This is a genomic window from Cupriavidus sp. C2SS-8b (assembly GCF_057073745.1).
The window spans coordinates 752,876-778,200 of the sequence record NZ_CP172716.1 but is presented as its reverse complement, the minus strand read 5'-3'; the positions used below and the strand labels follow the sequence as shown (position 1 = coordinate 778,200).

20 protein-coding genes and 1 pseudogene are annotated in these 25,325 nt (G+C 58.3%); 8 read left to right on the top strand and 13 right to left on the bottom strand.

The features are described from left to right. Nucleotides 1–14 precede the first annotated feature (14 nt). The 3 genes from ACIGJB_RS03525 to ACIGJB_RS03515 all read left to right on the top strand — a co-directional run bounded on the left by ACIGJB_RS03525 (nt 15) and on the right by ACIGJB_RS03515 (nt 2,592). Nucleotides 15–668, top strand: coding sequence for a protein-L-isoaspartate O-methyltransferase family protein (locus ACIGJB_RS03525; RefSeq protein ID WP_483731421.1), 654 nt, complete (start codon nt 15–17; stop codon nt 666–668). A gap of 13 nt (nt 669–681) precedes the next feature. After that, nucleotides 682–1,005: a rhodanese-like domain-containing protein gene (locus tag ACIGJB_RS03520; RefSeq protein ID WP_483731420.1), complete on the top strand. Its 324-nt coding sequence runs from the start codon at nt 682–684 to the stop codon at nt 1,003–1,005. A gap of 93 nt (nt 1,006–1,098) precedes the next feature. Beyond that, the gene (locus ACIGJB_RS03515; RefSeq protein WP_483731419.1) at nt 1,099–2,592 is read left to right on the top strand and encodes a TolC family outer membrane protein; all 1,494 of its coding nucleotides are present in this window, start codon (nt 1,099–1,101) and stop codon (nt 2,590–2,592) included. A gap of 59 nt (nt 2,593–2,651) precedes the next feature. Here the strand turns inward: ACIGJB_RS03515 and ACIGJB_RS03510 are convergent, their stop codons facing one another. The 4 genes from ACIGJB_RS03510 to ACIGJB_RS03495 all read right to left on the bottom strand — a co-directional run bounded on the left by ACIGJB_RS03510 (nt 2,652) and on the right by ACIGJB_RS03495 (nt 7,330). Beyond that, nucleotides 2,652–3,479 (bottom strand): DUF4377 domain-containing protein, encoded by an 828-nt coding sequence (locus ACIGJB_RS03510; protein ID WP_483731418.1) that lies wholly within the window; start codon nt 3,477–3,479, stop codon nt 2,652–2,654. 98 nt (nt 3,480–3,577) lie between these two features. Then, a complete protein-coding gene (waaA, locus tag ACIGJB_RS03505; protein ID WP_483731417.1) occupies nt 3,578–4,867 on the bottom strand; it encodes a lipid IV(A) 3-deoxy-D-manno-octulosonic acid transferase in 1,290 nt (429 codons plus the stop codon). Continuing rightward, the gene (gene waaC / locus ACIGJB_RS03500; RefSeq protein WP_483731416.1) at nt 4,867–5,964 is read right to left on the bottom strand and encodes a lipopolysaccharide heptosyltransferase I; all 1,098 of its coding nucleotides are present in this window, start codon (nt 5,962–5,964) and stop codon (nt 4,867–4,869) included. Before waaC ends, waaA begins: the two co-directional genes overlap by 1 nt. Further along, on the bottom strand, nt 5,945–7,330 hold the full coding sequence (locus ACIGJB_RS03495; protein WP_483731415.1) for a phosphomannomutase/phosphoglucomutase: 1,386 nt from the start codon (nt 7,328–7,330) through the stop codon (nt 5,945–5,947). Before ACIGJB_RS03495 ends, waaC begins: the two co-directional genes overlap by 20 nt. A 301-nt stretch (nt 7,331–7,631) precedes the next feature. Here ACIGJB_RS03495 and ACIGJB_RS03490 point away from each other — a divergent pair, with 301 nt between their 5' ends. The 5 genes from ACIGJB_RS03490 (at nt 7,632) to ACIGJB_RS03470 (ending at nt 13,847) form a co-directional block, all read left to right on the top strand. Then, the gene (locus ACIGJB_RS03490) at nt 7,632–8,918 is read left to right on the top strand and encodes an exopolysaccharide biosynthesis polyprenyl glycosylphosphotransferase (RefSeq protein ID WP_483731414.1); all 1,287 of its coding nucleotides are present in this window, start codon (nt 7,632–7,634) and stop codon (nt 8,916–8,918) included. 37 nt (nt 8,919–8,955) lie between these two features. Continuing rightward, nucleotides 8,956–10,104 carry a glycosyltransferase gene (locus tag ACIGJB_RS03485; RefSeq protein ID WP_483731413.1) on the top strand — a complete coding sequence of 383 codons (1,149 nt, stop codon included), beginning with the start codon at nt 8,956–8,958 and terminating at the stop codon, nt 10,102–10,104. Further along, nucleotides 10,097–11,353, top strand: coding sequence for a lipopolysaccharide biosynthesis protein (locus ACIGJB_RS03480; RefSeq protein ID WP_483731412.1), 1,257 nt, complete (start codon nt 10,097–10,099; stop codon nt 11,351–11,353). Before ACIGJB_RS03485 ends, ACIGJB_RS03480 begins: the two co-directional genes overlap by 8 nt. Beyond that, complete coding sequence (locus ACIGJB_RS03475) at nt 11,350–12,438, top strand: glycosyltransferase family 4 protein (protein ID WP_483731411.1); 1,089 nt, start codon at nt 11,350–11,352, stop codon at nt 12,436–12,438. The genes ACIGJB_RS03480 and ACIGJB_RS03475 overlap by 4 nt, the downstream gene beginning before the upstream one ends. A gap of 188 nt (nt 12,439–12,626) precedes the next feature. Next, nucleotides 12,627–13,847, top strand: coding sequence for a glycosyltransferase family 4 protein (locus tag ACIGJB_RS03470; RefSeq protein ID WP_483731410.1), 1,221 nt, complete (start codon nt 12,627–12,629; stop codon nt 13,845–13,847). A 311-nt stretch (nt 13,848–14,158) separates the two neighbouring features. On the opposite strand, the pseudogene ACIGJB_RS03465 reads toward ACIGJB_RS03470, so the two are convergent. The 9 genes and pseudogenes from ACIGJB_RS03465 to gmd all read right to left on the bottom strand — a co-directional run bounded on the left by ACIGJB_RS03465 (nt 14,159) and on the right by gmd (nt 25,288). After that, nucleotides 14,159–15,260 (bottom strand): annotated as a pseudogene (locus ACIGJB_RS03465) (IS5 family transposase). 478 nt (nt 15,261–15,738) lie between these two features. Beyond that, a complete protein-coding gene (locus ACIGJB_RS03460; RefSeq protein ID WP_483731409.1) occupies nt 15,739–16,806 on the bottom strand; it encodes an acyltransferase in 1,068 nt (355 codons plus the stop codon). 632 nt (nt 16,807–17,438) lie between these two features. Then, nucleotides 17,439–17,783, bottom strand: a complete 345-nt coding sequence (locus ACIGJB_RS03455) for a hypothetical protein (RefSeq protein WP_483731408.1) — start codon at nt 17,781–17,783, stop codon at nt 17,439–17,441. After that, a complete protein-coding gene (locus ACIGJB_RS03450; RefSeq protein WP_483731407.1) occupies nt 17,780–18,709 on the bottom strand; it encodes a glycosyltransferase family 2 protein in 930 nt (309 codons plus the stop codon). Before ACIGJB_RS03450 ends, ACIGJB_RS03455 begins: the two co-directional genes overlap by 4 nt. Before the next feature lie 3 nt (nt 18,710–18,712). Then, nucleotides 18,713–20,788, bottom strand: coding sequence for a DUF6311 domain-containing protein (locus ACIGJB_RS03445; RefSeq protein ID WP_483731406.1), 2,076 nt, complete (start codon nt 20,786–20,788; stop codon nt 18,713–18,715). A 265-nt stretch (nt 20,789–21,053) separates the two neighbouring features. Next, the gene (locus tag ACIGJB_RS03440; RefSeq protein WP_483731405.1) at nt 21,054–22,238 is read right to left on the bottom strand and encodes a glycosyltransferase; all 1,185 of its coding nucleotides are present in this window, start codon (nt 22,236–22,238) and stop codon (nt 21,054–21,056) included. Nucleotides 22,239–22,252: 14 nt separating this feature from the next. After that, nucleotides 22,253–23,377 carry a glycosyltransferase family 4 protein gene (locus tag ACIGJB_RS03435; protein ID WP_483731404.1) on the bottom strand — a complete coding sequence of 375 codons (1,125 nt, stop codon included), beginning with the start codon at nt 23,375–23,377 and terminating at the stop codon, nt 22,253–22,255. Next, on the bottom strand, nt 23,374–24,270 hold the full coding sequence (locus ACIGJB_RS03430; protein WP_483731403.1) for a GDP-mannose 4,6-dehydratase: 897 nt from the start codon (nt 24,268–24,270) through the stop codon (nt 23,374–23,376). The genes ACIGJB_RS03435 and ACIGJB_RS03430 overlap by 4 nt, the downstream gene beginning before the upstream one ends. Beyond that, entirely contained in the window at nt 24,254–25,288 is a 1,035-nt protein-coding gene (gene gmd, locus ACIGJB_RS03425) for a GDP-mannose 4,6-dehydratase (protein ID WP_483731402.1), read from the bottom strand. Before gmd ends, ACIGJB_RS03430 begins: the two co-directional genes overlap by 17 nt. Nucleotides 25,289–25,325: the final 37 nt, after the last annotated feature.

Genomic DNA, 25,325 nt, shown 5'->3' with positions numbered 1-25,325 from the left:
TAAGGAATGGCAAGATGGATCTCGAAAAAGCCCGCTTCAACATGATCGAACAGCAAATCCGCCCGTGGGATGTGCTGGACCAGGAAATCCTTGACCTGCTGGCAGTGGTCAAGCGCGAAGAATTCGTTCCCGCGGCCTACAAGGGCCTGGCCTTTGTCGACATGGAGATTCCGCTGCCGGGCGGCCAGAACATGCTGCCCCCGCGCGTGGAAGCCCGCATCCTGCAGGAACTGGCCGTGCGCAAGCATGAGAACGTCCTGGAAATCGGCGCTGGCTCCGGCTACATGGCCGCCCTGCTGGCCAACCGCGCCCGCCACGTGTTGACCGTGGACATCCTGCCGGAACTCGTGGCCCTTGCCCGCCAGAACCTGGCCGATGCCGGCATCACCAATGCCGACGTGGCTGAAGGCAATGCCGCAGACGGCTGGACCGCCGCAGCGCCGTACGACGTGATCTGCATCTCCGGGTCGCTGCCGGGCATTCCGGCATCGATCCTGTCGCAGGTCAAGGTCGGCGGCCGCATCGCCGCGTTCGTCGGCGCGCTGCCGGTCATGGAAGCCCGCCTGGTCACGCGCCTGTCGGAAACCGAATACCAGGTGGTGAACCTGTTCGAGACCGCGGTCAAGCCGCTGATCGGCGCGGCGCAGCCGTCGCTGTTCCGTTTCTGAGGACGCAGGCGCCATGCAGGTTATCCAAGCTACCGAACTGGCCCAGTGGCTGGCGGATGCCAGCCGCGCCAAGCCGGTCCTGCTCGATGTGCGCGAGCCGTGGGAGGTGCAGACCTGCGCCATGCCCGGCATCACCCACATCCCCATGCGCGACATCCCGGCGCGCGCCGCCGAACTCGACGAGGACGCGGACATCGTCTGCATCTGCCACCACGGCATGCGCAGCATGCAGGTCGCCGCGTATCTCGAACGGCAAGGCTATGCCAAGGTCTACAACCTCACCGGCGGCGTCGATGCGTGGGCGAGCGAAGTGGACCCGGCCATGCCGAAGTACTGATAGGCCGGCCCTGGCTTGCCGGCCGGCCCGCGAAGTCAAACCCGAACAAGAAATGACCGTTGGCCGCGCCTGTGCCGGCAACCTGGAGATGTGATGACGTTTGCGCCTTTCGCCGCGACCGGCAGGATGCGGCTGGCTGTAGCGCTGTCCTTGTATGCGCTGCTGCAAATGCCGGCGGCCTCGGCGGCCGACCTGCTGCAGGTCTACCGCGACGCCCAGTCCAATGACGCCCAGTTCGCCAGTGCGCGGGCGCAGTTGCTGGCCACGCGCGAGAAGCTGCCGCAGGGCCGCGCCGGCCTGCTGCCGCTGGTCACCGGCACGGCCGGCGCCAACCGTACCCGGCTAGACCAGACCGCGTCCCTGGCGCAGGGCCTGCCCAGCGCCTCGGGCGTACGCTTCTTCGACAACAACAGCTGGGCGCTGCAACTGAGCCAGCCGCTGTTCCGCTGGGACCGCTGGGAAACCTACAAGCAGGGCGAGCTGGCCGCGATGGCGGGCGAAGTCACGTTCCAGCAGGCGCAGCTCGACCTGATCACCCGTTCTGCGCAGGCCTATTTCGACGTGCTCACGGCGCAGGACAATCTCTACCTGGCCGGCGCGCAGAAGAAGGCCATCGGCGAGCAGCTGGCGCAGGCCAAGCGCAATTTCGAGGTGGGCACCGCCACCATCACCGACGCCAACGATGCCCAGGCCCGCTACGACCTGGCCACATCGACCGAGATCGCGGCGCAAAGCGCGCTGGAAGTTGCACGCGCCAACCTGCAGCAGATCACCGGCAAGCCCGTGGACGAGTTGCTCGGGCTGCGCCCCGAAGCCGAGCTGCCCGCGCCGATGCCGGCAGACTCCAACGCCTGGGCGGCCCAGGCCGAGGCCACCAACCTGCAGGTGGGACTGGCCAACTACAACCTGGAAACCGCGCAGCGCGAAACCAACAAGGCGAAGGCCGCGCACCTGCCGTCCGTGGACTTGGTGGCTTCCTACGGCTTCACCAACCAGACCGGCAGCGCCACGCAAGCGATCTCCACGCACTACAACGCGTCGCAGATCGGCGTCCAGCTGAGCATGCCGATCTTCGCGGGCGGCCAGATCCAGTCGCGCGTGCGGGAAACGCTGGCACTGGCGGACAAGGCCGCCAGCGACCTGGAGTTCGCACGCCGCACCGCCGCGCAAGGCGCGCGCCAGAGCTATTCGGGGGTGTCCAACGGCCTGGCACAGGTCAAGGCGCTGGAAGCGGCCGAGCGCTCGGCCCAGAGCGCCGTGGAATCGAACCAGCTCGGTTACGAGGTCGGCGTGCGCATCAACATTGATGTGCTGAATGCCGAAGCGCAGCTGTTCCAGACTCGCGCCAACCTGGCCAAGGCCCGCTATGACACGATCATGAACGGCTTGCGGCTGAAGGCGTCCACAGGCGCGCTGAAGGAAGACGATGTCGTCCAGATCAACACGCTGCTGACGTCGGCGCCGGGGGTCATGTACCAGTTGCCGCAGAAGGCGCAGGTGGGCGCGGTGGCAACGCCCGCGCCGGCTGCGACAGGCCGCCGCAGCGGCCGGCGCGAAGCGCTGGCAAGCGGTACGCCCCGCTCCTGACAGAAGGTAGATAACGCAAAACGGGCCGCAATGCGGCCCGTTTTGCTTTGATGGCGGGCCTAGTTCGCACGCGTGCGCGACTCCACGCTTAGCAACTGCCAGCGGATGGAAGGGGCGTCCGCCGGCGGGTTCGCCACCTTGTACTCGCGCACGCGCAGCTTGTACGACACGCCCTGCTCGAAATCCAATCCTTCAATCGGCCCATACCAGAGCTGCCACGGCGCATCCGGCGACTCGCGCCAGCGGTAGCAGGTCATGCGGCCCGCGCCGCTGCATTCCACGCGCTGGGAATCGATATAGACCGTTTTCTCGACGCTTCCCGCGGCATCGATGCGCGCGCCGCGCTGGCCGACGCCCTCGCGCTCGACAAACTGCAGCAAGTCCTCGCCGGAGGTTTTCCAGATGATCTGGCGGCCCGAGGCGCCTGCCGTCGGCTGCGTGCCAACCGTCAGGAACGGCGTCTGCATGGCCTTGAGCAAGGCTGACTCCAGTTCCATGCGCGGCGGCGGGCAGGCCATGCGCGTACCGGCGATGCGGTCGAAACGGATGCCGGTATCGGTCTTGCCGTAGCTGCCGGTGAAGCGGTTGCAGCCGCTCGTGCCGCTGACCGTGCCCTGCGCGGCGTCGATGCCGGCGCTGAATTCGAAGGTAATGGGCTGGCCGTTGTCGCCATGCGGGATATCGCGCAGCGTGCCGTCGGGCTGCTGCCAGCGCACCAGTTCCCAGCGGCTCGGGCCGGAGGACTGGGTCTGGTTGAGGGCGGTGGTGGCGCCGGTCGAGTCTGGCGCCGGCCCCGTCGCGCATGCGCCCAGGGCGCCTGCCAGCATGGCAGCGGCTGCCCCGCGCCGGGCAATCCGGCGGCAGGTATCACGGGTCAATGTCTGCATGGGTCTGGCTCCTGTGTTGAGGCGTGCCAGGCAGTCCGACTGGCACGCCGGTTGATGCCCCTTAGAGCCTGGGGCCTTGCCTCGAATTCCCGCTCTGCTCAGGCACCGAGCGCTGGGGCCAGCGCTGCCAGCGTTCGCACGGTAGCCCCGCGATGCACTCCAGCGAACGTGCGGGCGTGCGAACGCATATCGGCCAGCGCAGGGGGATCAGCCAGCAGCCGGGCCGCGGTCTGCATCACCTCGTCGGCATTCGCCACACGCCGGCATGCACCGGCCGAAATGGCGTCTTCCGTCGCCTGGGCAAAATTGAACGTATGTGGGCCGACCAGCACCGGCGTCCCCACTGCGCACGACTCGATCAGGTTTTGTCCGCCGAGCGGCAGCAGGCTGCCGCCGACAAAGGCCAGGTCCGAAGCGGCAAAGTACATGGCCATCTCGCCCATCGAGTCGCCCAGCACGATGTCAGCGGTGATCGGGGCGGCCAGCGTGTCGATATCCATCGCACTGCGGCGCTGGACCGAGAAACCTGCACGCTCCGCCATGGCCGCGACTTCGCTGAAGCGCTGCGGATGGCGCGGCACCAGCAGCAAGGCCGGTCTTGGCGTGTCGCCGCCCAGCTGCGCCCAGCGCGAGAGCGCATCCAGCAGAAGCGGTTCCTCACCTTCCCGCGTGCTTGCCGCCGCCAGCACGGCACGGCTGCAAAACGCCTGGCGCAGGCGATGGCCGCGCTCGATGCCGGCGGGCGCCGGTTGCATGTCGAACTTGAGGTTGCCGGTGATCTGCACCGCTTCGAGCCCAAGGGCCTGGAAACGCTCGGCATCGCCGCTGGTCTGGGCCAGCACGCCGGCAAAGTCCGCATACATGGCCGACGCGGCGCGCCCGAAGCGCGCCGTACGGCGGAAGCTGCGCGGCGACAGGCGCGCATTGACGAGGAACAGCGGCACGCCGGCACGGCGTGCGCCATGCACAACGTTGGGCCAAACCTCGGTTTCCATCAGCATGCCCGCCGCCGGCCGGAAATACCGCAGGAACCGGCCCACGAGCCACGGCAGGTCATAAGGCAGGTAGCACTGAAGGATGCGCGGCTCCTTGCCGAACAACTCCGCGCCGGTCTGCCGGCCCGTCGGCGTCATGTGCGTGAGCAGCAGCCGGTGCGTCGGATAGGCGGCTAGCAAGGCCTCGACGAGCGGCTGCGCCGCGCGGGTCTCGCCGACGGACACCGCATGCACCCATAGCCATGGGCCTTGCGCGGGCAGCTGTCCGTAAAGGCCAAGGCGTTCGCCGATGTTGCGGACATAGCCGGGCTCCTTGCGCCCGCGCCAGAACAGCCGCAACAAAGCGAGCGGGAGGATGACGAGCCATAGCAGGCTATACAGGACGCGCAGCATCAGGCCCCTACCCCGCGTACGCGGCAAGCCGCCTGCCAGACTTCATCGACCGTGGGTACGACACCGTCATCGCCCACGTTCGCGATCCGTTCGGACCAATACCCCTCGGTCTTCCAGCGCCAGGTGGCGGTATAGATTTCCACAGTCGGACGGCACAGCGCCGCGGCGATATGGACGAGCCCGGTATCCACGCCGATCACCACCTCGGCGCGATTGATCAGCCCGAAGCCCTGCATCACGGAAAAGCGCGGCAGCACCTGCGCACCGGGCACACCGGCGGCGATCTCCTGTGCAGCGCGGCGCTCGGCCTCGTTGCCCCAGGGCAGCAGCATAGTCAGGCCATCGGCTTGCAGCCGTTGACCCAGAGCGTGCCAGTTGGCCACCGGCCATTTTTTCTTCGCGCCGGCGGTGGCATGAAAGCACACCGCATAGCGCGCCGGCAATTGCGCCCAGATCGGGGCATCGACGTGCAGTGAACGTGCCGACTCGCCAAAAAATCTCGGCGGCTCGGCCGGTGCCATGCCGGTCAGCGTCGCGCCAAGCAGGCGCGAGCGGCGCACCGAATGCGCCTGGCGCGGAACGCGGACAGGATTCGTGTACAGCAGGCGGGCGGCCGGCTCGTAGCCCGAACCTTGCGTACGGTTGCCAAGACCGATGATCGGCGCGCTGGCGGCCCGCGCCGCGACGCGCGCGACCACGGCGGTTTTCAGCAATCCCTGGCTTTCGACCACGGCGTCATAGCGCTGCGCGCGCAGCGCATCGCGCACCTCGCCGATCTCATGCCAGATCGCCGGTTGCCAGAAGCGCTTGCGCCAGCGCCGCAGCGCAAACGGAATCACGCGTGCGACGTCGGGCAGCAGCCGCACGAGGTCGACGTAGCCCTCCTCCACCACCCAGTCGATCTGCGCGCCGGGCCAGCGGGCGCGCAGATCGTGGATCAGCGGCATGTTATGGACCACATCGCCGAGCGAGGAGACCTTGACCACCAGGATGCGCGGATTGGCCGGCAACGCGAACGGCGCCGCCTGCGTCACGGCCTGCGGTGCCGCCGGAGCGGCCATCACCTCACGCATCTGCTCAGAACGGGAGCTTGGCATCAGGCTTTTCGGCCAGGATCACGCGCTTGAACTCGGCCTGGATGCGGGCCAGCGCCGCGTCGTTGTCAGCCTCGAACCGCATCACCACGACCGGCGTGGTATTGGACGGGCGTGCCAGGCCAAACCCGTCGGGATACTCCACGCGGACGCCGTCAATGGTGATCACCTCGCGCGCGCCGTCGAACTTGGCGTTGGCCTTGATCTTGTCGAGTAGCGTGAACGGCTCGCCTTCCGCGCACTTGAGCTGCAGCTCCGGCGTGTTGTTGGCGTTGGGCAATGCGTTCAGCACGGCGCTCGGGTCGGCATGACGCGACAGGATCTCCAGCAGGCGCGCGCCGGTGTACAGGCCATCGTCAAAGCCGTACCAGCGGTCCTTGAAGAACACGTGGCCGCTCATTTCGCCGGCGATCGGGGCGCCAGTTTCCTTCAGCTTGGCCTTGACCAGCGAGTGGCCGGTCTTCCACATCAGCGGCTCGCCGCCGTGCTGGCGGATCCACGGGGCCAGCTTGCCCGTGCACTTGACGTCGTAGATCACCTGCGCGCCCGGATTGCGGCCGAGGATTTCTTCGGCGAACAGCATCAGTTGGCGGTCGGGGAAGATGACCTGGCCATCCTTGGTCACCACACCGAGGCGGTCGCCGTCGCCGTCGAAGGCCAGGCCGAGTTCGCAATCGGTGTCGCGCAGGCACTTCATCAGGTCCTGCAGGTTCTCCACATGGGCGGGGTCGGGATGGTGGTTGGGGAAGTTGCCATCGACTTCGCAGAACAACTCCGTCACCTCGCAGCCCAGGCCGCGGAACAGGTCGCCGATGAAGGCGCCGGCCACGCCGTTGCCGGCATCCAGTGCGATTTTCATCGGGCGCGAAAGCTTCACGTCGCTGGTGATGCGGTCGAGGTACTGTTGGCGCACTTCGTATTGGCGGTATCCACCCGCGCCGCTGGCAAACTTGCCCTCCTCGATCCGCTGGCGCAGGGCCTGAATCTGTTCGCCGTAGATCGCCTTGCCTGCCAACACCATCTTGAAGCCGTTGTAGTCGGGCGGGTTGTGGCTGCCGGTGACCATGATGCCGGAGGTGGCTTTTACGCCATCCAATTCAATGTTCGTGCCGAAGTAGACCATTGGCGTGGCGACCATGCCGAGGTCAATGACGTCGATGCCGGCGGCGCATAGGCCGTCGACCAGGCCACCGATCAGGTCGGGGCCAGAGAGACGGCCGTCGCGGCCGACGACGACGGTCTTCTCGCCGGCTTCGGCTGCGGCGGTACCGAATGACTGGCCGATAAGGTGGGCCACGTCGCGGGTCAGCGACTTTCCGACGATGCCGCGGATGTCGTAGGCCTTGAAGATGGAGGGATCGATTACCATACCTAATTCCGTATTGAAGGGCTTATGCGCCGCATTTGAAAGTCAACTCAGACGCTATTGTGCCGGATTTATGTTCAGGGACCGGACGACAGGCGGTTTATAATGCGCCCCCAATCCCCCTGCTATTGGTCCTATGCCCGTTGCAAAGGCAAATTCCGCCTGCGTCAGCGGTTGGCCAGCAGGACAGCCAAAAAGCCGCAAACTGCGCGCAGAGCCTTGAACCGAAAAGCCCCGACTTTCCTGTATGCAGCACCCCCTAGAACCGGCTGGTCATGCATTGGCGCGGCTTCCGCGTCATAAAATGAAGCTGCCAACGCGAACGTCTTCCGAAACCATCCGCCGCCGTAGCCGCATGCTCGCATGGACGGGGCTTGGCCTGCTGTTCTACGGGTTGGCTGCCTTGGCCGGCCATGAGGCGAGACGACACGGTCTGGTGACGCAGGTTTTCCTGAATACCATTGCGATGTCGGTCATTCCCTATGCCGTCGCTTACCGCTTGCTGGACCGCACCATGCATATGCCCCCGCTTGAGGGGAACAACATGGTGGCTCCTGCAACGCTCCTGCCCTTTGCCCTGCTTCTTGCCGTCTGCGCGACATTTCGCATCGACTATTCACGCGGGGCAATGCTTGTATGCATGCTGATCACACTCTTGTGGCTATGGAGCGGCTACAACCGGTTTGTCAGTCGGTACGTTCCCACCTTTGGTTATAGCGACCCCCAGTCGCTCGCGCACCTCCAAACGCTGATGGACATGCCAGGTGCGGCGCAAAGCTCACACGCAGAATTTCGCCACATTGTCACTTTGCCGGAAGCCGTCAATTGCGATGGGCTCATGATGGACCGTAGCGCAACCGTTGACCCGGAACGTACCCGCGCCCTTGCCCGGTTCAAGCTCAGCCACGTTCACGTTTATTCGGTGGAGCGCATCGCCGAGCTCCTTACCGGCCGTCTCGCTCTGTCGAACATAGATGAGAACTTCCTGGATGACCATGCCCAGAACTTCGTATATGCCCCGCTCAAGCGAATAAGCGATATCGCGGCAGTCCTGCTACTGGCGCCTATTGCCATTCCCGTGGGACTGATCGTCGCAGCCGCCATCCGTCTGGAGTCCAGTGGGCCGGCAATCTTCCGCCAAGAACGGGTAGGCCTTTACGGCAAGGTATTCACCATGTTCAAGTTTCGAAGCATGGCGGATATACCTGATGTTGAAGCCCAGTTTGCCGCACACCGAGATCCTCGTATTACCCGGGTCGGGCGCTTTATCCGCAAGTACCGGCTCGACGAAATCCCGCAACTCTGGAACGTTTTCGTTGGCCAAATGAGCCTGATTGGCCCTCGCCCAGAGCAGTCTTCATTGGTGGATTCCTTTTCGGAAACGATCCCGTACTATCCGTACCGCCATCTCGTGCGCCCCGGGGTATCAGGTTGGGCCCAGGTCCAGCAAGGGTACGCTGCCAGCCACGAAGAAACGATCACCAAGCTCAGCTATGACCTTTACTACGTCAAGCACTGTTCGATGGCGCTCGATTTGCTGATTGCTTCCAAGACCATACGCACCCTTCTCACGGGTTACGGGGCACGTTGATGCGACTAGGCAAACCTGGCTGCTGCCCCACGACCTGATGCGTATTTTGTTGCTGACGACCGGGCTCAAGCTTGGCGGAGCCGAGCGCCAGGTTGCAGATCTGGCCAGCCAATTCATAGCACTCGGGCATAGCGTAGCCGTGGTGAGTCTTACCCTCGCACAGGAAATAGAGCTCCCACCAAGCGTAACGCTGTTCCGCGTCGAGCTGCGCAAGACTCCACTGCAGTTCCTTCTCACGTTGCGCGCTGTACGAAAATGGGTTGTAGGATGGGGTCCGGATATTGTCCACGCGCACATGTTTCACGCCAATATCTTTGCGCGATTGATGCGTCCCCGGCGATCCACAGGCAATCGAATTCCGGTGGTATGCACGGCGCACAGCCTGCGTGAAGGTGGCCGGCTTCGCATGCTGGCGTATCGACTGACGGACCGATGGTGCACGTTGACAACACACGTGAGCGCAGAAGGTCGGCAACGCATGGTGGACGTCCATGCGACGACAGCAGCCCGCATCCGTGTCATGCCAAATGGAATCGATACAGATCGCTTTCGGCCTGACCCGAATGCCCGCATACAAACGCGGCGAATACTTGGCTTGAGCCCGGACAGTAGAGTGTTTCTAAACGTCGGACGACTCGTCCCCGAAAAGGCCCAGCAACACCTGATCGAGGCATTTGCTCTATTGCGCCGTGACCCACAGATCGCGGCCGACACTCATCTGCTGATAGCCGGCGACGGTCCCCTCAGGGAAGCGCTGTCGAGCCATGCCGCCGCGCTGGGTCTGTCTCATGTAGTCAGGCTGCTGGGCCCCTGCTCCAACGTGCCCGAACTTATGAACGCCAGCGATATCTTCGTGCTCTCGTCCGTGCTGGAAGGGCTGCCGCTTGTCGTTGCCGAGGCATTGGCCTGCGAGACTGCCGTCGTTGCGACCGATGTATCCGGTGTACGGTCCCTGCTCGCAGCATCTGGCGCCATCGTAGCACCGGCCAATATTGGCGAACTCGCCGCAGCGATGCGCACGGCCCTGTGTAAGCAACAGGATGTCGCGTCGGGACGGGCGCATGTCGTAGCCACCTACGGGCTACCCAACGTCGCAATGCAATGGATCCAGTTGTACCAAGATCTGTCTGCCGCCGCGGGCCGCAGACCCGACGAAGTATCCTGCCAGGAAGCTGGACATGCGTAGACAGATTGCACGCAATGTGGTCTGGCTGCTCGGCGAGCGCGCCCTTCAGGTCATGCTTGGTATCGTTACCGTTGCATTGATCGCGCGTGGCGTAGGCCCGGAAGGTTTTGCCCACTTCCAGTACGCGCAATCCCTTGCCCTCATTGCCTCATCCATCGGGCTGATCTGTGGTAGCGAGGTCCTTGTGCCGCGCCTGGTCGCGAACTCCTCACCCGCGGCGCAATACCACCTTCTAGCGCATGTCTTCGGCCTGCGTGAGGTTGCCGCCGTGGCAGGCTACCTACTGCTACTTGTGACAATCGTACTCACCGGGCAGGATGCCATCACAGTGCACATCGCTGCGATCCTCGGACTTTCTATCCTGCTGCGTGAGCCATTCGGTGTAGTCAATGCCTGGATGCAGGCCCATACCGACAATCGCGCGGGCGTTACCTTCAGCTTGCTGGCCTTGATGCTGAAAGGAGCCTTGATTAGCGTTCTTTACCTTCTGCAAACGCGCACCGTTCATGAATATGCGTGGGCGTTCGTGTTCGAATCCGTCCTGCTGGCCGCCCTTCTGGCACGCCACTACCTGCAACGCCGTCCACGGCAGCCGGTATCGCCGGATCGGGAGCTAATTGCCGGTCTGGTGCGAAGTGGCTCGGTATTCTGGATCGGCATGATGCTCATGTTCAGTGCCCGGCGCATCGACCAACTCCTGCTCAAACCACGAGTGCCGTTGCCCGACCTCGGAGCCTACGCCGCTTGCATGCAAATCCTGGACAACTTTGCGCTGCTCGCCACGATCATTGCCAGTTCCGTCGCGCCACTCGCAATCTATGCGCAACCGACGCTGGCCATGGCACGTCGCAACGTGGCGCGCGTGGCGGGCGGCATGGCAGCAATAGGGGCGACTGGTGGCGCAATCATTGCCTTCAGTGCGCCGTGGATTGTGCATCTACTCTATGGTGGCCGCTTCGACGCCACCGTTGCATTGCTTCGACAGGGGGCGCTTGCAAGCGGCCTGCTCTTCGCTGATGTAGGCCTGTCCCTGTTTGCCATCCACCTGCGCAAGCCAGGCTGGCTGGCCGCAAAAAGCCTGCTCGTGCTGGTTGTCACAGCGGTTGTAGACCTCACCACCATCCCGCACGTGGGCGCACAGGGTGCTGTCTTCGGATATATCGCAGGCAACACGCTAGCAGTAGCGGCAGGCATTGGCTTCCTGCTACTGAACCGCGACGAGCCCGCTGCCTCGCCGCGAACTGCATGAACCCGCGTCCGACAATCTGCTTCCTGACCGGCACAATGGATGCACTTGCCGGAGCCGAACGGGTTACTGCAGTCATTGCCAACGGACTCGCGCGCCGAGGCTGGCAAGTGCGAATACTCTGTCTCTGGGGCCAGAACAGCCAGTACACACTGGATCCTTCCGTCACGGTTGATGCCCTGTATCCCAAACGGCCGTCATTCAAATCAAGGTATGCCTCGACCGTACTCGGGATCCGTCGTTACATAAAAGCTCATGGCGTTCACGTACTGATCAGCGTGGACACTATGCTAGCTCTCTTCACGCTGCCCGCCTGCTTCCGCTTGCCCGTGCGGCAGATTGCATGGGAGCACTGCAATTTCGACCAAGACCTGGGACGCCGCAGCCGGCGCCTTGCACGACGGCTGGCGGTGCGATTTTTTGAACAAGTGGTAGTACTGACTGATCGAGACCGAGTACGTTGGCATGAATGCCTGAATCCCGCCAACCCAGTTGAAGTCATCCCCAATCCCCTGCCCTTCGAGCCATCTGAGACGAACCCGATAGAGGGCTCAAAAACTGTGCTGGCGGTAGGCCGCCTGACCGAAGCAAAAGGTTTTGACGTCTTGTTGCTCGCCTGGAAACAGGTGGCGATGGCCTACCCGAACTGGAAGCTTCGCATTGTGGGCGAAGGGGAGTGCCGGGCTGGGCTGGAACGGCTTCGTGATCAGCTCGAATTGGGCGATTCGGTGACACTGCCTGGTGCAACGAGCAACATTGCAGACGAATACAGCGGTGCGGAGATCTTCTGTCTGAGCTCGCGTTATGAAGGCTTTGGCATGGTCCTGATCGAGGCCATGGCTTTTGGCCTGCCAGTTGTATCGACGGATTGCGAAACCGGACCACGCGAGATTCTGCAAGATGGCCAAAATGCACTGCTTGCTCCAGTGAACGACAGCGAGGAATTGGCCGGGCGAATTTTGCAACTCGTTGCAGACGATACTCTGCGTCAACAAATTACACGGGGCGGAGCCGCCACAGTGCGTCGCTATATGCCAGACCTGGTCATCGAAAGTTGGGAGCGACTCGTTATCGGTCGTAACGCCTGACATCGCCCGGAAATTGGTCGGATGAACCAACGAAAGCGAAGCAACGGCAACACCAGCGTATTCATAGGGTTCTGCTAAAATTCGCCCGGCTCAGCGTAATCCCTTATGAGGCTCACAAGTAGGGATGCAGAACTACGCGACTGACTGTTCATGCAGTGAATTGACCGTCGAAATAGACTGCGACAAGGATGCGAAATAGTATTTACGAACGTCCAGCCCTGGATATACCGGGCGGCCAGGAAGAGGCGGCTGCACGGTCGCAGGAGCGGCGGCTGGACGGCACGCATGTTGCGTTCGTAGCAAACTCTTGCTGGTCCATCCAACAGTACCGTAGTGGTGTGATACGCGCCTTGCTTGCTCGCGGCGCCAGGGTCAGCATTATTGCTCCGGCAGATCGCGCCTCAGAATCGCTCCAAGTGCTTGGTTGCGAATTTCACGCCCTGACACTGTCCGCAAAGAGCGCCAATCCACTGACAGACTGGAAATGCTTCAGCCAACTAGTGCGGCTGTACAGGCAGCAAAGGCCCGATTGCATATTCCAGTACACGATCAAGCCCAATATCTATGGTTCGCTGGCAGCCCGACTAGCCGGCATTCCCTGTATTGCCGTAACCACAGGTCTTGGCTTCGTCTTCATCAACGACAATCTAGTGGCGCGAATAGGTCGGGTGCTCTACCGAGTGGCCCTGCGCTCGAGCCATCAGGTCTGGTTCCTCAACGAGGACGATCGGCGGGAATTCCTATTACGTAACCTGGTCAGCGAACAACAGACCTTTGTGCTGCCCAGCGAGGGCATCGATCTTGAGTACTACGCCCCGGGTCAGCGACCGCCTAGCGAAGACGGCACTTTTCGATTTCTCTTGATTGCGCGAATGCTATGGGACAAGGGTGTCGGCGAATATGTCGAGGCGGCACGCCGCATCCGTGCTGAGCACCCTCATGTCCGGTTCCAATTGCTAGGTCCCGCCGACGTCGAGAATCCAAGTGCGATTTCACGCACACAGCTACTGGCTTGGCAGGGCGAAGGGCTCGTTGAATACCTTGGCACTGCACCGGATGTAAGGGGTGTAATTGCCCAAGCTGATTGTGTGGTCCTGCCCTCCTACCGCGAAGGTGTGCCCCGCACACTGCTCGAAGCAGCTTCGATGGAAAAGCCAATTGTGGCGACGGATGTGCCCGGATGCCGTGATGTAGTGCGGGATGGTGTGACTGGCAGGCTTTGTCCGGCGCGCAGCTATGAAGAGTTGACAGCAACTCTGCTGGAGCTATGCCATAGCGACGACGAAAGGCTGCGGAAGATGGGCAAGGCCGGACGACAGGATGTTGAAGCCCGGTTTGGCGAAGCTCGGATTGTTGATATCTACCTCGAGACGATAAATCAGCTCAAGCTTACCAGTCCTGGTCATTAGCATCATTTGCGAGCCGAATGCAGGTCAGCATCAAAACAATATCAACACATCGACCGGTGCACAAATCTTGTGTTCCTGAAGGGACCAATGACAAGGCATGATCCTTCACGAGATCCATGCTCTTGGATAATTTCCGTCATCGAGCGCTTTGGAGGCTAGCCTAACAGGCTGCTGAAGTACTCACCGCGCAAACGGTGAGGCTTCTCCCACAAGGCCAGGCGGTTCGCAATTTTTTGACAGTCCGGAAGCCGGGCGTCACTGCATCGACGTTTTTTTGCGTTTTGACACTCATTCCCACCTCTTTACCGCGATTACTGCAACTGCGGACGGATTTGTCCCAGCGAGCGCATGCGCACGAGGTTGTAGGCCGCCATGCTAAGCACAAACATTTGGTCGACCTTCTTTAGTCCGCGCACCATTACCTGGCGCATGCGCCCCACGGTCTTCGCCCACCCGAAGCCTTGTTCGATGAGCTTGCGCTTCTGCTGCGAGATGGCATAGCCGGCGCTGCAAGCAATGGCATCAGGAACGGCCGAGCGCCGCCCCGAGGTGTTTTGCGCCACGTGAGGCGTCACCTTCATCTGCAAGCAAGCATCAATGAACTCGTGTGCGTCATAACCCTTGTCCGCGCCCACGGTGACTTCCACATCCGGGTCTTCCGTCGCCTGCCTGGCATCGTTGAGCATGACCTTGGCGGCTTCGCGCTCGGCGTGTCCGTCCGCATTGGTCACCATGGCGCTCACCACCAGGCCGTGGCGGTTGTCGCTCAGGGTATGACCCATGTAGCGCAGTTCGCTGCCTGTCTTGCCCTTGCGGTAGAGCTTGGCGTCGGGATCGGTCTTGGACTCGTGTGTGTCGTTGCTGCGCTTGCGCCCCTTGAAGTTGCCGCCGTCGTTGTCGTCCTTGTCGCCGCCATCCTTGCGCACGAAGCTCTTGTGGCCTGCCCATGCCTGAATCAGTGTGCCGTCCACGCTGAAGTGCTCGCCCGACAGCCAGTTCTTCTTCTGTGCGATGGCCAGCACCTCGTTGAAGAACTCGATGACAGCATCATGCTTGATCAGCCGTTCGCGGTTCTTGGTGAAAACGGTGGGCCCCCAAACTGGGTCGTCCATCGACAGCCCGATGAACCAGCGAAACAGCAGGTTGTACTGGCGTCTGCTCCATGAGCTGACGTTCGGAGCGAATGCTGTAGAGCAACTGCAGCAGCATGGCCCGCAGCAGCTTCTCAGGTGCGATGCTGGGCCGGCCACCCTTGATATCGGCCTCGTACATCTGCGCGAACAACCGGGCCATATTCACCAGCGCCTGGTTGGCCATGGCGCGGATCGAGCGCAGCGGGTGGGACTGCGGCACGAAATCATCCAGCCTTCGCATTGTGAACAAGCTCTCCGTGAAGGTGTCTGCGCCGCGCATGAAAGTAAGGTTGGATGGGGTCCTCAAATCAACGCTTCAGTCAGTCGTCGCGCTGACGTTCGCTCGCGGTATTTCAGCGGCCTGCTAAGAGCCCCGTACCGAGATTGCAGTAGCCGTTTGAGCCACGTCGCCAACCACGTGCGCTTTCACCTCTCTGACGCCACTGGATCTATAGAGAGTTATATTGCGCGACCATTCCGATTCGTATAGCACTCATCTTCAAACCTTCGAACTGGAGTGGCGTAATTGTAGTTTTCCCGAATACGAGCGGCGATCGCTCCCCAACAACAACTGACTCACGTCAACTGTTATTTGACATTTTTCCTCGTTGAATTAAATAACAATCTGCAACTTCGACGCGCGATTGCGACCAGGCTGCATGGTCACGACTAACAACATGCGCCGATCAATGATCAGTCGACGAAAAAATTGCGAGATACGAGGTCAGTGAATAAACACGACAGGACCATGTCAATAGTCATGCAGGGACAATGGCACGAGTTACAGGAAATTTTTGCAAAAGAAAAACGATCGACGCCGACACGAAAAACACGAAGAATGTTACGCACGGAATAGCGATCCATGGGTTTATGAATTTATAATCAAATCCATTTACATCCATTGCAAATATAACCATTACATGAATTAAATACACGCCAAAACTCAATCGACTCAACCTAATCAGCGCGACACTCGTTAATTTAGCTTTAGACAGAAATTCTTGACTCATCCATCTCAACACAATAAAGGCAGCAATAGCGCCAATCGCAACGAAAGGCGACGTGTATGCATAAAACACCTCACTTGCCAGAGATAACTTCATTGAATAAAGCCACGTAAATCCCGCTGTCAAAATCGCACACAACCCCCAAATTACAGCAGAACTAAATACCAAGAATTTTTTTGCTTCTATTTTTTTGTAAAGAATCGCCCCCAAGACAATATAGCCCGAATACAATGAAAGAAATCCCCAATTAATTCCCACGTACTCCTCTTTTGTAAGAAAAAAGATTGTAGGAACAATAGTTGCGCCCACAAACCACACTCCCATCACGAACAGCAAAACCTTGAGGTTATTAGCTTGAAAAAACCCAGCCATCACCGGGAGAAACAGATAAGCCCCCAACAAAGTATATAAATACCAAAGATGATCTACAACAGGAGCTTTCAAAATTCTTGAAATCCAAAATTCATAGTCCGTACCCGTATACTTAAACCACAATAAATACAGAATAGACCAAGAAAAGAGTGGAATTACAACTCTCCGCAACCGCGACAGCATTGATGACACTGAAGACTCTCGCGGGAGCAGTAATGCTCCGGTCACCATGAAAAAGAGGGGCACCGAAATACGCGATACACTCTCAAAGGTATTCACGGCCCACCAGTGTCGTTGCTCGATCGCTGAAAAACCTTTGGCTGAAACGTGAATGCATATCACAAATAACATTGCCACGAAACGGATGCAATCCAACGAAATGTCTCGCTCAAATTCTTGATCTATATTACCGCGCATAAATCCCCCACTCTTATAAACTTTCCTCATATATTAGCAGTTCTACCGCTCGGCTCTATTCCTACGGAAAAATTGCGTTGAATTTCGGTCGGCATAGAGAAGGCAATCAAGGATCTAATCCCTTTTCAAGCCTGCGCCCCCCCCCGATTTGTAGTTGTCACACCGTCAGTTCGGTGCTGCACGAGGCGACAGGGTTGGCGACGCACCGCAGCCAAGAGCGGCTGAGAGGCAATCTCGCTTGGGCTGTGCAGTGAAGCCTCAATCAGTGACAACCGATGAGACCTGGTGAGCCCGTTTCGGGAAGGCTAGCAAGTAGAAAGAAGCTCAGGCTGGCAGCTGCCCGCGAATAGTGGTGGTGGGAAAGAGCCATTGTCATATGCTCATCGGCACCTCAAGGCACACCCGCGGAGGCCTACTTGCACCAACTGGCGATCGCACTCGCCAATACACCGTCAGTGATGGCGCAGCCCCAGTCGTTCAAAACCGACCTATCGTGCAATAAGAACGCCTCGGCATGCCAGCAACACCGCGCCCAAATGCTTTAGTATCTATTTCTATCGGCAATCCGAAGTAGCGAAAATCTCTTTGCGGTATTTCCCTGACCTTCTCCGGGCATATTCGTATGCTGTAATGGATGCCGCAGCCCTAATTTCGAATGATGCCTATAGCCCGCGCGCCAGCACGAAAATACCACCAGTAATCATACATATACCGAATGCCCTCGCCAGAGAAATGCTCTCGCCGAACACGACAGTGCTGGCAAGCGCCACGAGCAGAAATGTTGCCCCCGCCATTAAAGGCGCAGCCATTGAAAGAGGATTTACAGCGAATACTTTTACGGTTAACATAAAACTGGACCCATAAAGAGCAATCGCAAGAAATAGCCATGGCGATAACCACGACATGAAGCCCTCATTCCCTACGCCATGCCGTCCTGCGATTTTTATCATCACCTGCGCCCCAACATTGCAAAGCACCGATACAAGAGCCAACAAAGGGGCATTCATGGTTGAATCTCCTCTTCCTGAGATGCAATCACAAATGGTGGACGGCCTTTCACCTCGTCGTAAATGCGACTCAGGTAGTGACCGATTATACCAAGGCTTACCATCAATATACTGCTCATCATGATGATCAGAAGATTCACCGTGGTAAAGCCATCAATCGCTCTACCTTCGGCCTTCTGAACTATGCTCAGCGTTCCAATCACACCTCCGAGCATAAACATCAGAACTCCGAGCCACGTGATCGATTTCAACGGAAAACTCGAAAACATGGTGATATTGTTGATTGCATACCTCAAAAGTTTCAACTTGTTCCATCTGGATCCGCCAATATCACGCTCAGCAACATCGAATGGAATACGCGCACTTTTGAAACCCACCCAGTGAATCAAGCCGCGGAAGAATCGATTACGTTCCGGCAACGTGATATAGGCCTGCACAACAGCCCTATCGAGCAACTTGAAATCTGAATGACCGGCAATGTCGAGTTCAGAAAGGCGATGGAATAGAGCGTAGAAAGTTTTGGCGAAAATTCGATTGGCGACTGTCTCCCTGCCGCGGTTTGCCTTAATTGCCTCTACAACTGGAAATCCACTTTTCCATAGGCGAATCATTTCTGGGATAAGGCTAGGTGGATGCTGCAGATCAGCATCAATCACGATAACCGCATCTCCGCGAGCCTCCCGCAAGCCAGCCAAAATTGCAGCTTCCTTTCCAAAATTTCGGGTGAAGCAGACTCCTCTGATCCGATTATCAGATTCAGCAACTCTACAGATCTGGGCCCAAGTACCATCCGCAGAGCCGTCGTTAACGGCTATGATTTCCAGAGTATGGCCTTCTGTTTCGGCTTCACTTGCAATTATTTGAAGATTGCGGTTAACGATCGCCTCTTCATTATACAGCGGCACTACGATTGAAATTATTGTCATTCTTCAATACCTTCTTTCGAGGGTGACTTTATGAATTTCCATGACACCGTCACCATCATATATGCTTCGAATTTCCAGTGCTCGCAAACTTCTTTCTGACACGAAATCCTCACTGAGGATAACGCTAGACCCATGGGTTGCTCGCAAGGTGCCTCGCGCAATATTCTGCGGCTTGATCGCGCCATCTGCCATGATATCCCATGAGCCACACTGACCGCTCGATGTCGATGAACACGAATATTCGATTGAGGCCCGGTATCTACCTGGCGTGAGATCAACATAGGGACCATAGCTAAGGGTGCCAGGCCGATCTGCATGGCTGATAAGGCGCTCATCTTTGAGACGCCCTACTACAGTAGGAAGCTCATTGGCCGAGTACTCCGCCTTTCCTTCAAGCATTATGCCATCGACGAGTTTCCCCCCCCAACGAAGCGCGATGTCACCCACACCCAAACCTCGTCGACATGCAATGAGCCCGTCAACAACCACGCATTCATTACGACTTACGGCTGCCACAAGCGCGGGAGAGAGATCAAATTGAATGAACTTGAGCTCACTCTCCGGCATGACGAACACTGTACCTGAGTCAAACTCAGTAGGCAGACCCGCAGCAGCAATACCACATGTTGTTCGTAACCGCGCGATGTATCCCGTATTAAAGGTCAATCCTTGTCGCGCAGCAATATTCTGAAAATACAGATATTGTTCTGGCTCAACACGACCACAACCGAATGCCGGATACATGACTAAATGCTTGGCGCCAGCCAGAATCGTTTCCCACGGCTTCTGATCCACTTTCTCTGGGCGATGCACAGCATCAATTACATTGCTCCGGAGCTTGGATGTATCTAGCCACTGCAAGGGGAGCGCCACTATAAGTACGGCAATGGGCACCATCCGCACTTTGCTCTTTAGCAAGCACGCCAAGGAAACAAACAATGAGAGATATCCGACTACCCAGAAAAACCGGCCGCTCGCCCGGAAGGTGCCGGTAATGAGCCTGAAGGCCGAAGGAAGCGAATAGCTGAGTACTTTGATGCCAGCCAGGTACCATATATTCGACAAAGCATAAAGAGTCAAACCGACTGCCATGAGGATCAGGAACGGATGCTTAAATTTCGCAGCTTTAGCCTTCTCACCCAGCCTGGATGACAATGCGCCTGCAGCGAGAATCAAAAGCCCGCCCACCCCAAAGAAATTTAGCCCTTCCTGTTGTCCGCCCGTCGCATCGATACGACAGTGCAGCAAGAAGCCACCACAAAATGGGGAAGCCAAGTTCATCGAGTAATAGCCGAAGCCATCTGCGCCCCCAGCCGACCCCGTGTAGCCAAGAAGGTACATCAACGCTCCAACCATACCTAACGATGCAGCGATTCGCAGTCCTTGCAGACGCCAACCTTCCCCGCCGAACCCCTTGTCAAGCACATATGCGAGGAAGATGGTGTAAATCATCGCCATCAGATATGGGTGCACCAGCAGGCCAACGGCCACTAGAGCGATCAGCCATCCCGCAGCGCGATTACTGCTATCCTCGTTTTTGAGACCTGCGAAGTAGGCACTCAGCGCGAACAGGATCAAACCATGGGTCATCAGGGAAGTGTGACCCAGGCGATTGGTTAGCGCTGGCCAAGTAATAGCAAGCGCCGTGGCAACACTGGCTGCAAAGAGTGTGCGACAACCAAGCACGCGTATGAGCGCAGTTGCCGCCAGCGCCTGCATTACGTAGGCAATGGCATGCCATAACCCAATATACTGGAAGCCCCGCGGTAGATAAGCACTCAGCGGCTTAAGGAAAAGGGCTACCAAAGGGATGCTATCAGTTAGCGCAATGCTCACCCCTTCTGGGGCATTGAGCCGCGTGGTGCGAAGTAGGGGGAAATGCCAGTCATCCGCCGCATAGAAGAGCCATCCACTCACATGCTGGCTCGCGTCACCGTCGGCAAAGTAATACCCCATTCCACGAAAAAAATCCGATGGATAGATGTACGCCACATATATTAGCGCAATGGCTACCGCCATAGTCATAGCCGCCCAAGCTGGACAAGTAAACACAAATATTGCTTTGGCGACACGTTTCACAGCGGCTCACCTATTCCCTCTGACATCGTTTTCTCTCCAACTCCAACTACTGGGGCATATCTATCTCTACCGCGCGGGAGCGACGAGTGACTCGACTCCGGATTCCAGTAAATATTGAATATGCACCCGTTCAAAATCATTGCCCCATAATCAGTTTCGAAACCTCAGCGTTTTATCCAATCATATGAATTCAGGCGTTTCCGCGTCCACTCAAAACTGCAATTCGTTGCACGATAAACATCTCAAGGGACTTCCTAAAGGCAACTCATTCAAGTGGAATAGGCATTTCGCTGTCGTAAGGACCTTGTATGGGCGTCCCATTGCCAAAAATTCTCCGATAGAGCTCGGCATATGACGAAGTCATGCGGTCTGCGGTGAAAACTGTCTCGAAGCGCCTGCGCGCCTCACTGCCCATACGAGCGACGTCCTCAGGATGCGTGGCCAACCTGTCCATCGCTTCGCGTAAGGCAAGTGGATCGCGCGGCGGGACGACGAGGCCGGTTTGCTCGTTAACATTAACGAAGCTGCTACCCGTGCCAATCTCCGCCGAGATTAGCGGCTTGCTAGACATTGCGCCTTCTACCAGCGTGATGCCATACGCCTCCGACCTAAGGTGGGATGGAAACACGACCGCCAGGGACAGCTTTAACAGCGCAATCTTGTCTTCCTCGGGCAGCGCGCCAAGAAATATCACATTGTCGAGCTTCAATGCCGCTGCTTGTCGACGCAGGCCATCTTCAATGGGACCTGCACCGACAATCACCACGCGAATGTTGGGGTTTGCCGAAGTTGTAGCAGGCCCAAGCGCATCGAGAAGGACGTGCAACCCTTTGTAGTATCGGATCACGCCCACGAAAAGGAAGAACCCTTCGCCGACGCGCGCGCGCCATTCTTCGATACGTGTCTGATCAGGGCGGGGATATGCCGACTCGTTGACACCAATTGGAATGACAACCACTTTATCCGCATACTTTTGCAGCGTCTCGCTTGTTTCCACGTAGTTGGGCGAGGTTGCAACAATTGAATGCATACTATCGAAAAACCTGCGCTGCAGTGGCTTGTATAGTTGCAGCAACATCTTCTGCCGGACAATGTCCGAGTGATAAGTCACCAACGCCGGCTTTCTCGGTCGCACGAGTGTGTGCAGAATATCAGCAAAGGGCCACGGGAAATGATAGTGGATGACATCTGCCCATGCCGCAGCTTCGCGGAATGGACCAAGTGCTCGCGTCGAAAACGGCGTTGATGCAACATCAACCGTACACGGTACCTGGATCACTTCCACGCCGTCCTCATACGCGATTCGCACATCGCGGGCGGCATGGCTTAGCGTGAATATCTTGCAGGTGACACCATACGCCGCGCCAGACGTCGCGATTTGGCGGATCACCTGCTCCACGCCCCCGAACGAGTCGGGGTAGTATGTTTTAAATACCTGAAGTACCCGCATCGTTGTACTGTCGTTTATCCGACCACGCGCCGATACACGTCAGCGGTCATGCGAGCCGTGTTTTCCCAAGACAACGCCTTTGCACGAGCATTTCCAAGCTCGATGAAACGCGCACGAAGTGAATCACTTTCTGCAAGGCGCCCCATAGCATCGGCTATGGCCGCGGAATCGGTGGGATCCACCTTGAGCGCTGCGTTACCTGCAACTTCGGGGAGCGATGAAACGTTCGAGGTCACTACAGGTAATCCACTGGCAAACGCCTCCAAAACAGGGATGCCATAGCCCTCATACAGCGATGGAAAGACGAATACACCTGCGCCAGCATAGATCCGTCGCAAGGCAGCGGTATCCTTGATATCGTCGAGCCAGACGCCCCCACCGCTGGTAGTGCGCGCCGCAGTCAGGCGGCTGACCTCCTCTTCGCAATGCCATCCCGCACGACCAACAATGACCAGTTGCCGGTCCCTACGTGTGGCATCAGGCAGAGCTTCATAAGCGTTCAGGATCCCAACTACGTTCTTGCGTGGCTGCAACGTACCAACAAATAGAAAATATCCGCGACGCAAGCCGCGCAACGCAAGCTCTCTCTCAACGTCTTCCGCCGCAGGAGCGTCGAACCAACTGGCATCTACACCATTGGGCACAACGGAGATACGCCCCTCATCGATGCCGAAGTACTCGACCAAATCAGGAATGACTGCTCGGGAAAGCGCGATCACATGGTCCGCATAGCTGGCGGATCGCTGCAACACAAGACTTTTAAGGCTGCGGAATCGCCCTCTGGTCCATTCGGGGTATTTCAGTGGAACTGCATCGTGCAGCGTTGCGACAACAGGGCAGCGCATTCGCACTGTCCGGTAATCTGTGCTGTGGAAAATATCCAAGCGCTCCCCTGTTGACGCCGGCCGACCCAGACTCGAAGCCAGCATTTGCACTGGGAATGACCACGGAAAAGTCTTGCCCTTAACCATGGACGCCTTGGTGGCGAACGGAGGGAAAGAATAGTCATGAACCGTCACTCCCGCGTCGGCCAGAGTGCGCCGCAATGCCGTCGTATAGACACCAATGCCGTCGAGATGTCCGCCATTGCCTACCGGCTCCAGCATCGACGTGCTGATACCAACCTGCAACTGTCTCATTCCTCGTACATCCAGCGCAGCGTATCCTCAAAAGCGGGGCGGACAAGGCCTGGAACGCAGCGATTCAGCTTCTCGGGGGACCCGATCAGCACCTTCACTTCGTTGGCCCGAACAAACGCCGGATTGACAGAAATCTCGATCTCATAACCAGCGAGTTGCTCCAGTGTCCTGATCACATCTCTCAACGCGTAAGGAACACCATTGCATATATGGACGATGTCGCTTGCAGCGTGGCTCTCTAGTAGCGCACGATACGCATGCGCCACCGTCCTGACGTCAGAGAAATCGCGCATTACGTCGAGGTTGCCCAATTCGATATGGAGACGACGTTGCCGGAAATGCCCCACAATCTTCGGCACCAAGAACTGCGGTGCCTGGCCGCGGCCGGTGTAATTGAATGGCCGGACGATAATTATTGGCAGCTTGTCGAACCACGTCGCAACCATGTACTCCATAGCGGCCTTGCTGGCGCCATAGTGACTCACCGGTTGAATGCGCTGGTCCTCATGCAGCACGCCACCTGCCGTATTGCCGTAGACATTCGCGCTACTGGCTATCAGTATCTTTTCCGGGGTGTGACCAGCATCGTGACACGCCTGTAGCACATTGCTAGTGCCGACGACATTGACCCGATAGAACGCGTCGGCATTGGCATGGGCAACAAAGCTAATTGCGGCGAGATGTACGATATAGTGGGGACGAAATGTCTCAATTGCATTCCGGCACGCTTCCGGCGACGCAATATCGAGAGCCACTCTACCATGTGCCGGCGACATCGCAGTCCCCGTAACATCGTATCCGGCGGCAGCGAGTTCCGCACACACATAAAGACCGGTAAAACCTTGACTACCGGTCACCAGTACGCGCTTCGCGGGTTCAGAACGAGAAACCAATCTCGTTTCTCCTTAGGTCCGCCTTCACCATCATCTCACACAACTGTTCGAGGCTCGTAGTAGGTTCCCAGCCTAGCTTAACCCTAGCTTTTGCAGGGTCGCCGATAAGCAATTCCACTTCCGCGGGACGATAGAACTTCGGATTGACGCGCACAAGCGTCTTGCCGGTCTGGACGTCCACGCCTGTTTCACCTTCGCCCTTGCCCTTCCAGTCGAGCGCGATATCGACGGCTTTGAACGCCATCGTGACAAAATCGCGGACGGTTTCCGTACGATTCGTAGCTAGGACGAAGGTATCCGGCTCGTCGGCCTGTAGCATTCGCCACATGCCTTCCACATATTCCTTGGCAAAGCCCCAATCACGCTTAGCATCCATATTGCCAAGTTCGAGGACATCGAGCTTACCCAACTTGAACTTTGCAACTGAATCCGTGATCTTTCGTGTGACAAATTCGCGGCCGCGCAGTGGTGATTCGTGATTGAACAGAATCCCACTCGAACCAAAAATCCCATAAGACTCGCGATAATTCACCGTGATCCAATGCGCATAGAGCTTGGCGACGCCGTATGGGCTGCGTGGGTAGAACGGGGTCGATTCGGTCTGCGGAATCGCCTGCACCTTGCCGAACATTTCCGAGGTCGAGGCCTGATAGAAGCGAATTTTCGGATTGACGATACGAATGGCCTCGAGCAGGTTCAACGCACCGACGCCGGTGATCTCCGCTGTGGTAACTGGCTGCTCGAACGACACGCCGACGAAGCTCTGGGCTGCCAGGTTATAGACCTCCATAGCATCGGAAGTCTGTAGCAGGCGGATACATGTACTTAGGTCGGTGAGGTCAAATTCGACGAGATGCAGGTTCGGATGCCTGGTCACGCCCAATTCGTCCATGCGCCAGAAATTAACGGAGCTTGTGCGGCGGTACGTACCGTAGACAATGTAGCCTTTGTCAAGCAGCAGTTGAGCGAGATAGGCGCCGTCCTGGCCTGTAATACCCGTAATGATTGCCGTCTTCATGCATCTACTCTTCTGGTTAATCTAGTTGGTTTCAGTC

What these genes read in the sequence shown, in the direction of transcription:
- ACIGJB_RS03525 (WP_483731421.1), top strand. Translation starts at nt 15, where the DNA reads ATGGATCTCGAAAAAGCCCGCTTCAACATGATCGAACAGCAAATCCGC.
- ACIGJB_RS03520 (WP_483731420.1), top strand. Translation starts at nt 682, where the DNA reads ATGCAGGTTATCCAAGCTACCGAACTGGCCCAGTGGCTGGCGGATGCC.
- ACIGJB_RS03515 (WP_483731419.1), top strand. Translation starts at nt 1,099, where the DNA reads ATGACGTTTGCGCCTTTCGCCGCGACCGGCAGGATGCGGCTGGCTGTA.
- ACIGJB_RS03510 (WP_483731418.1), bottom strand. Translation starts at nt 3,479, where the DNA reads ATGCAGACATTGACCCGTGATACCTGCCGCCGGATTGCCCGGCGCGGG.
- waaA (WP_483731417.1), bottom strand. Translation starts at nt 4,867, where the DNA reads ATGCTGCGCGTCCTGTATAGCCTGCTATGGCTCGTCATCCTCCCGCTC.
- waaC (WP_483731416.1), bottom strand. Translation starts at nt 5,964, where the DNA reads ATGCCAAGCTCCCGTTCTGAGCAGATGCGTGAGGTGATGGCCGCTCCG.
- ACIGJB_RS03495 (WP_483731415.1), bottom strand. Translation starts at nt 7,330, where the DNA reads ATGGTAATCGATCCCTCCATCTTCAAGGCCTACGACATCCGCGGCATC.
- ACIGJB_RS03490 (WP_483731414.1), top strand. Translation starts at nt 7,632, where the DNA reads ATGAAGCTGCCAACGCGAACGTCTTCCGAAACCATCCGCCGCCGTAGC.
- ACIGJB_RS03485 (WP_483731413.1), top strand. Translation starts at nt 8,956, where the DNA reads ATGCGTATTTTGTTGCTGACGACCGGGCTCAAGCTTGGCGGAGCCGAG.
- ACIGJB_RS03480 (WP_483731412.1), top strand. Translation starts at nt 10,097, where the DNA reads ATGCGTAGACAGATTGCACGCAATGTGGTCTGGCTGCTCGGCGAGCGC.
- ACIGJB_RS03475 (WP_483731411.1), top strand. Translation starts at nt 11,350, where the DNA reads ATGAACCCGCGTCCGACAATCTGCTTCCTGACCGGCACAATGGATGCA.
- ACIGJB_RS03470 (WP_483731410.1), top strand. Translation starts at nt 12,627, where the DNA reads ATGCGAAATAGTATTTACGAACGTCCAGCCCTGGATATACCGGGCGGC.
- ACIGJB_RS03460 (WP_483731409.1), bottom strand. Translation starts at nt 16,806, where the DNA reads ATGAGGAAAGTTTATAAGAGTGGGGGATTTATGCGCGGTAATATAGAT.
- ACIGJB_RS03455 (WP_483731408.1), bottom strand. Translation starts at nt 17,783, where the DNA reads ATGAATGCCCCTTTGTTGGCTCTTGTATCGGTGCTTTGCAATGTTGGG.
- ACIGJB_RS03450 (WP_483731407.1), bottom strand. Translation starts at nt 18,709, where the DNA reads ATGACAATAATTTCAATCGTAGTGCCGCTGTATAATGAAGAGGCGATC.
- ACIGJB_RS03440 (WP_483731405.1), bottom strand. Translation starts at nt 22,238, where the DNA reads ATGCGGGTACTTCAGGTATTTAAAACATACTACCCCGACTCGTTCGGG.
- ACIGJB_RS03435 (WP_483731404.1), bottom strand. Translation starts at nt 23,377, where the DNA reads ATGAGACAGTTGCAGGTTGGTATCAGCACGTCGATGCTGGAGCCGGTA.
- gmd (WP_483731402.1), bottom strand. Translation starts at nt 25,288, where the DNA reads ATGAAGACGGCAATCATTACGGGTATTACAGGCCAGGACGGCGCCTAT.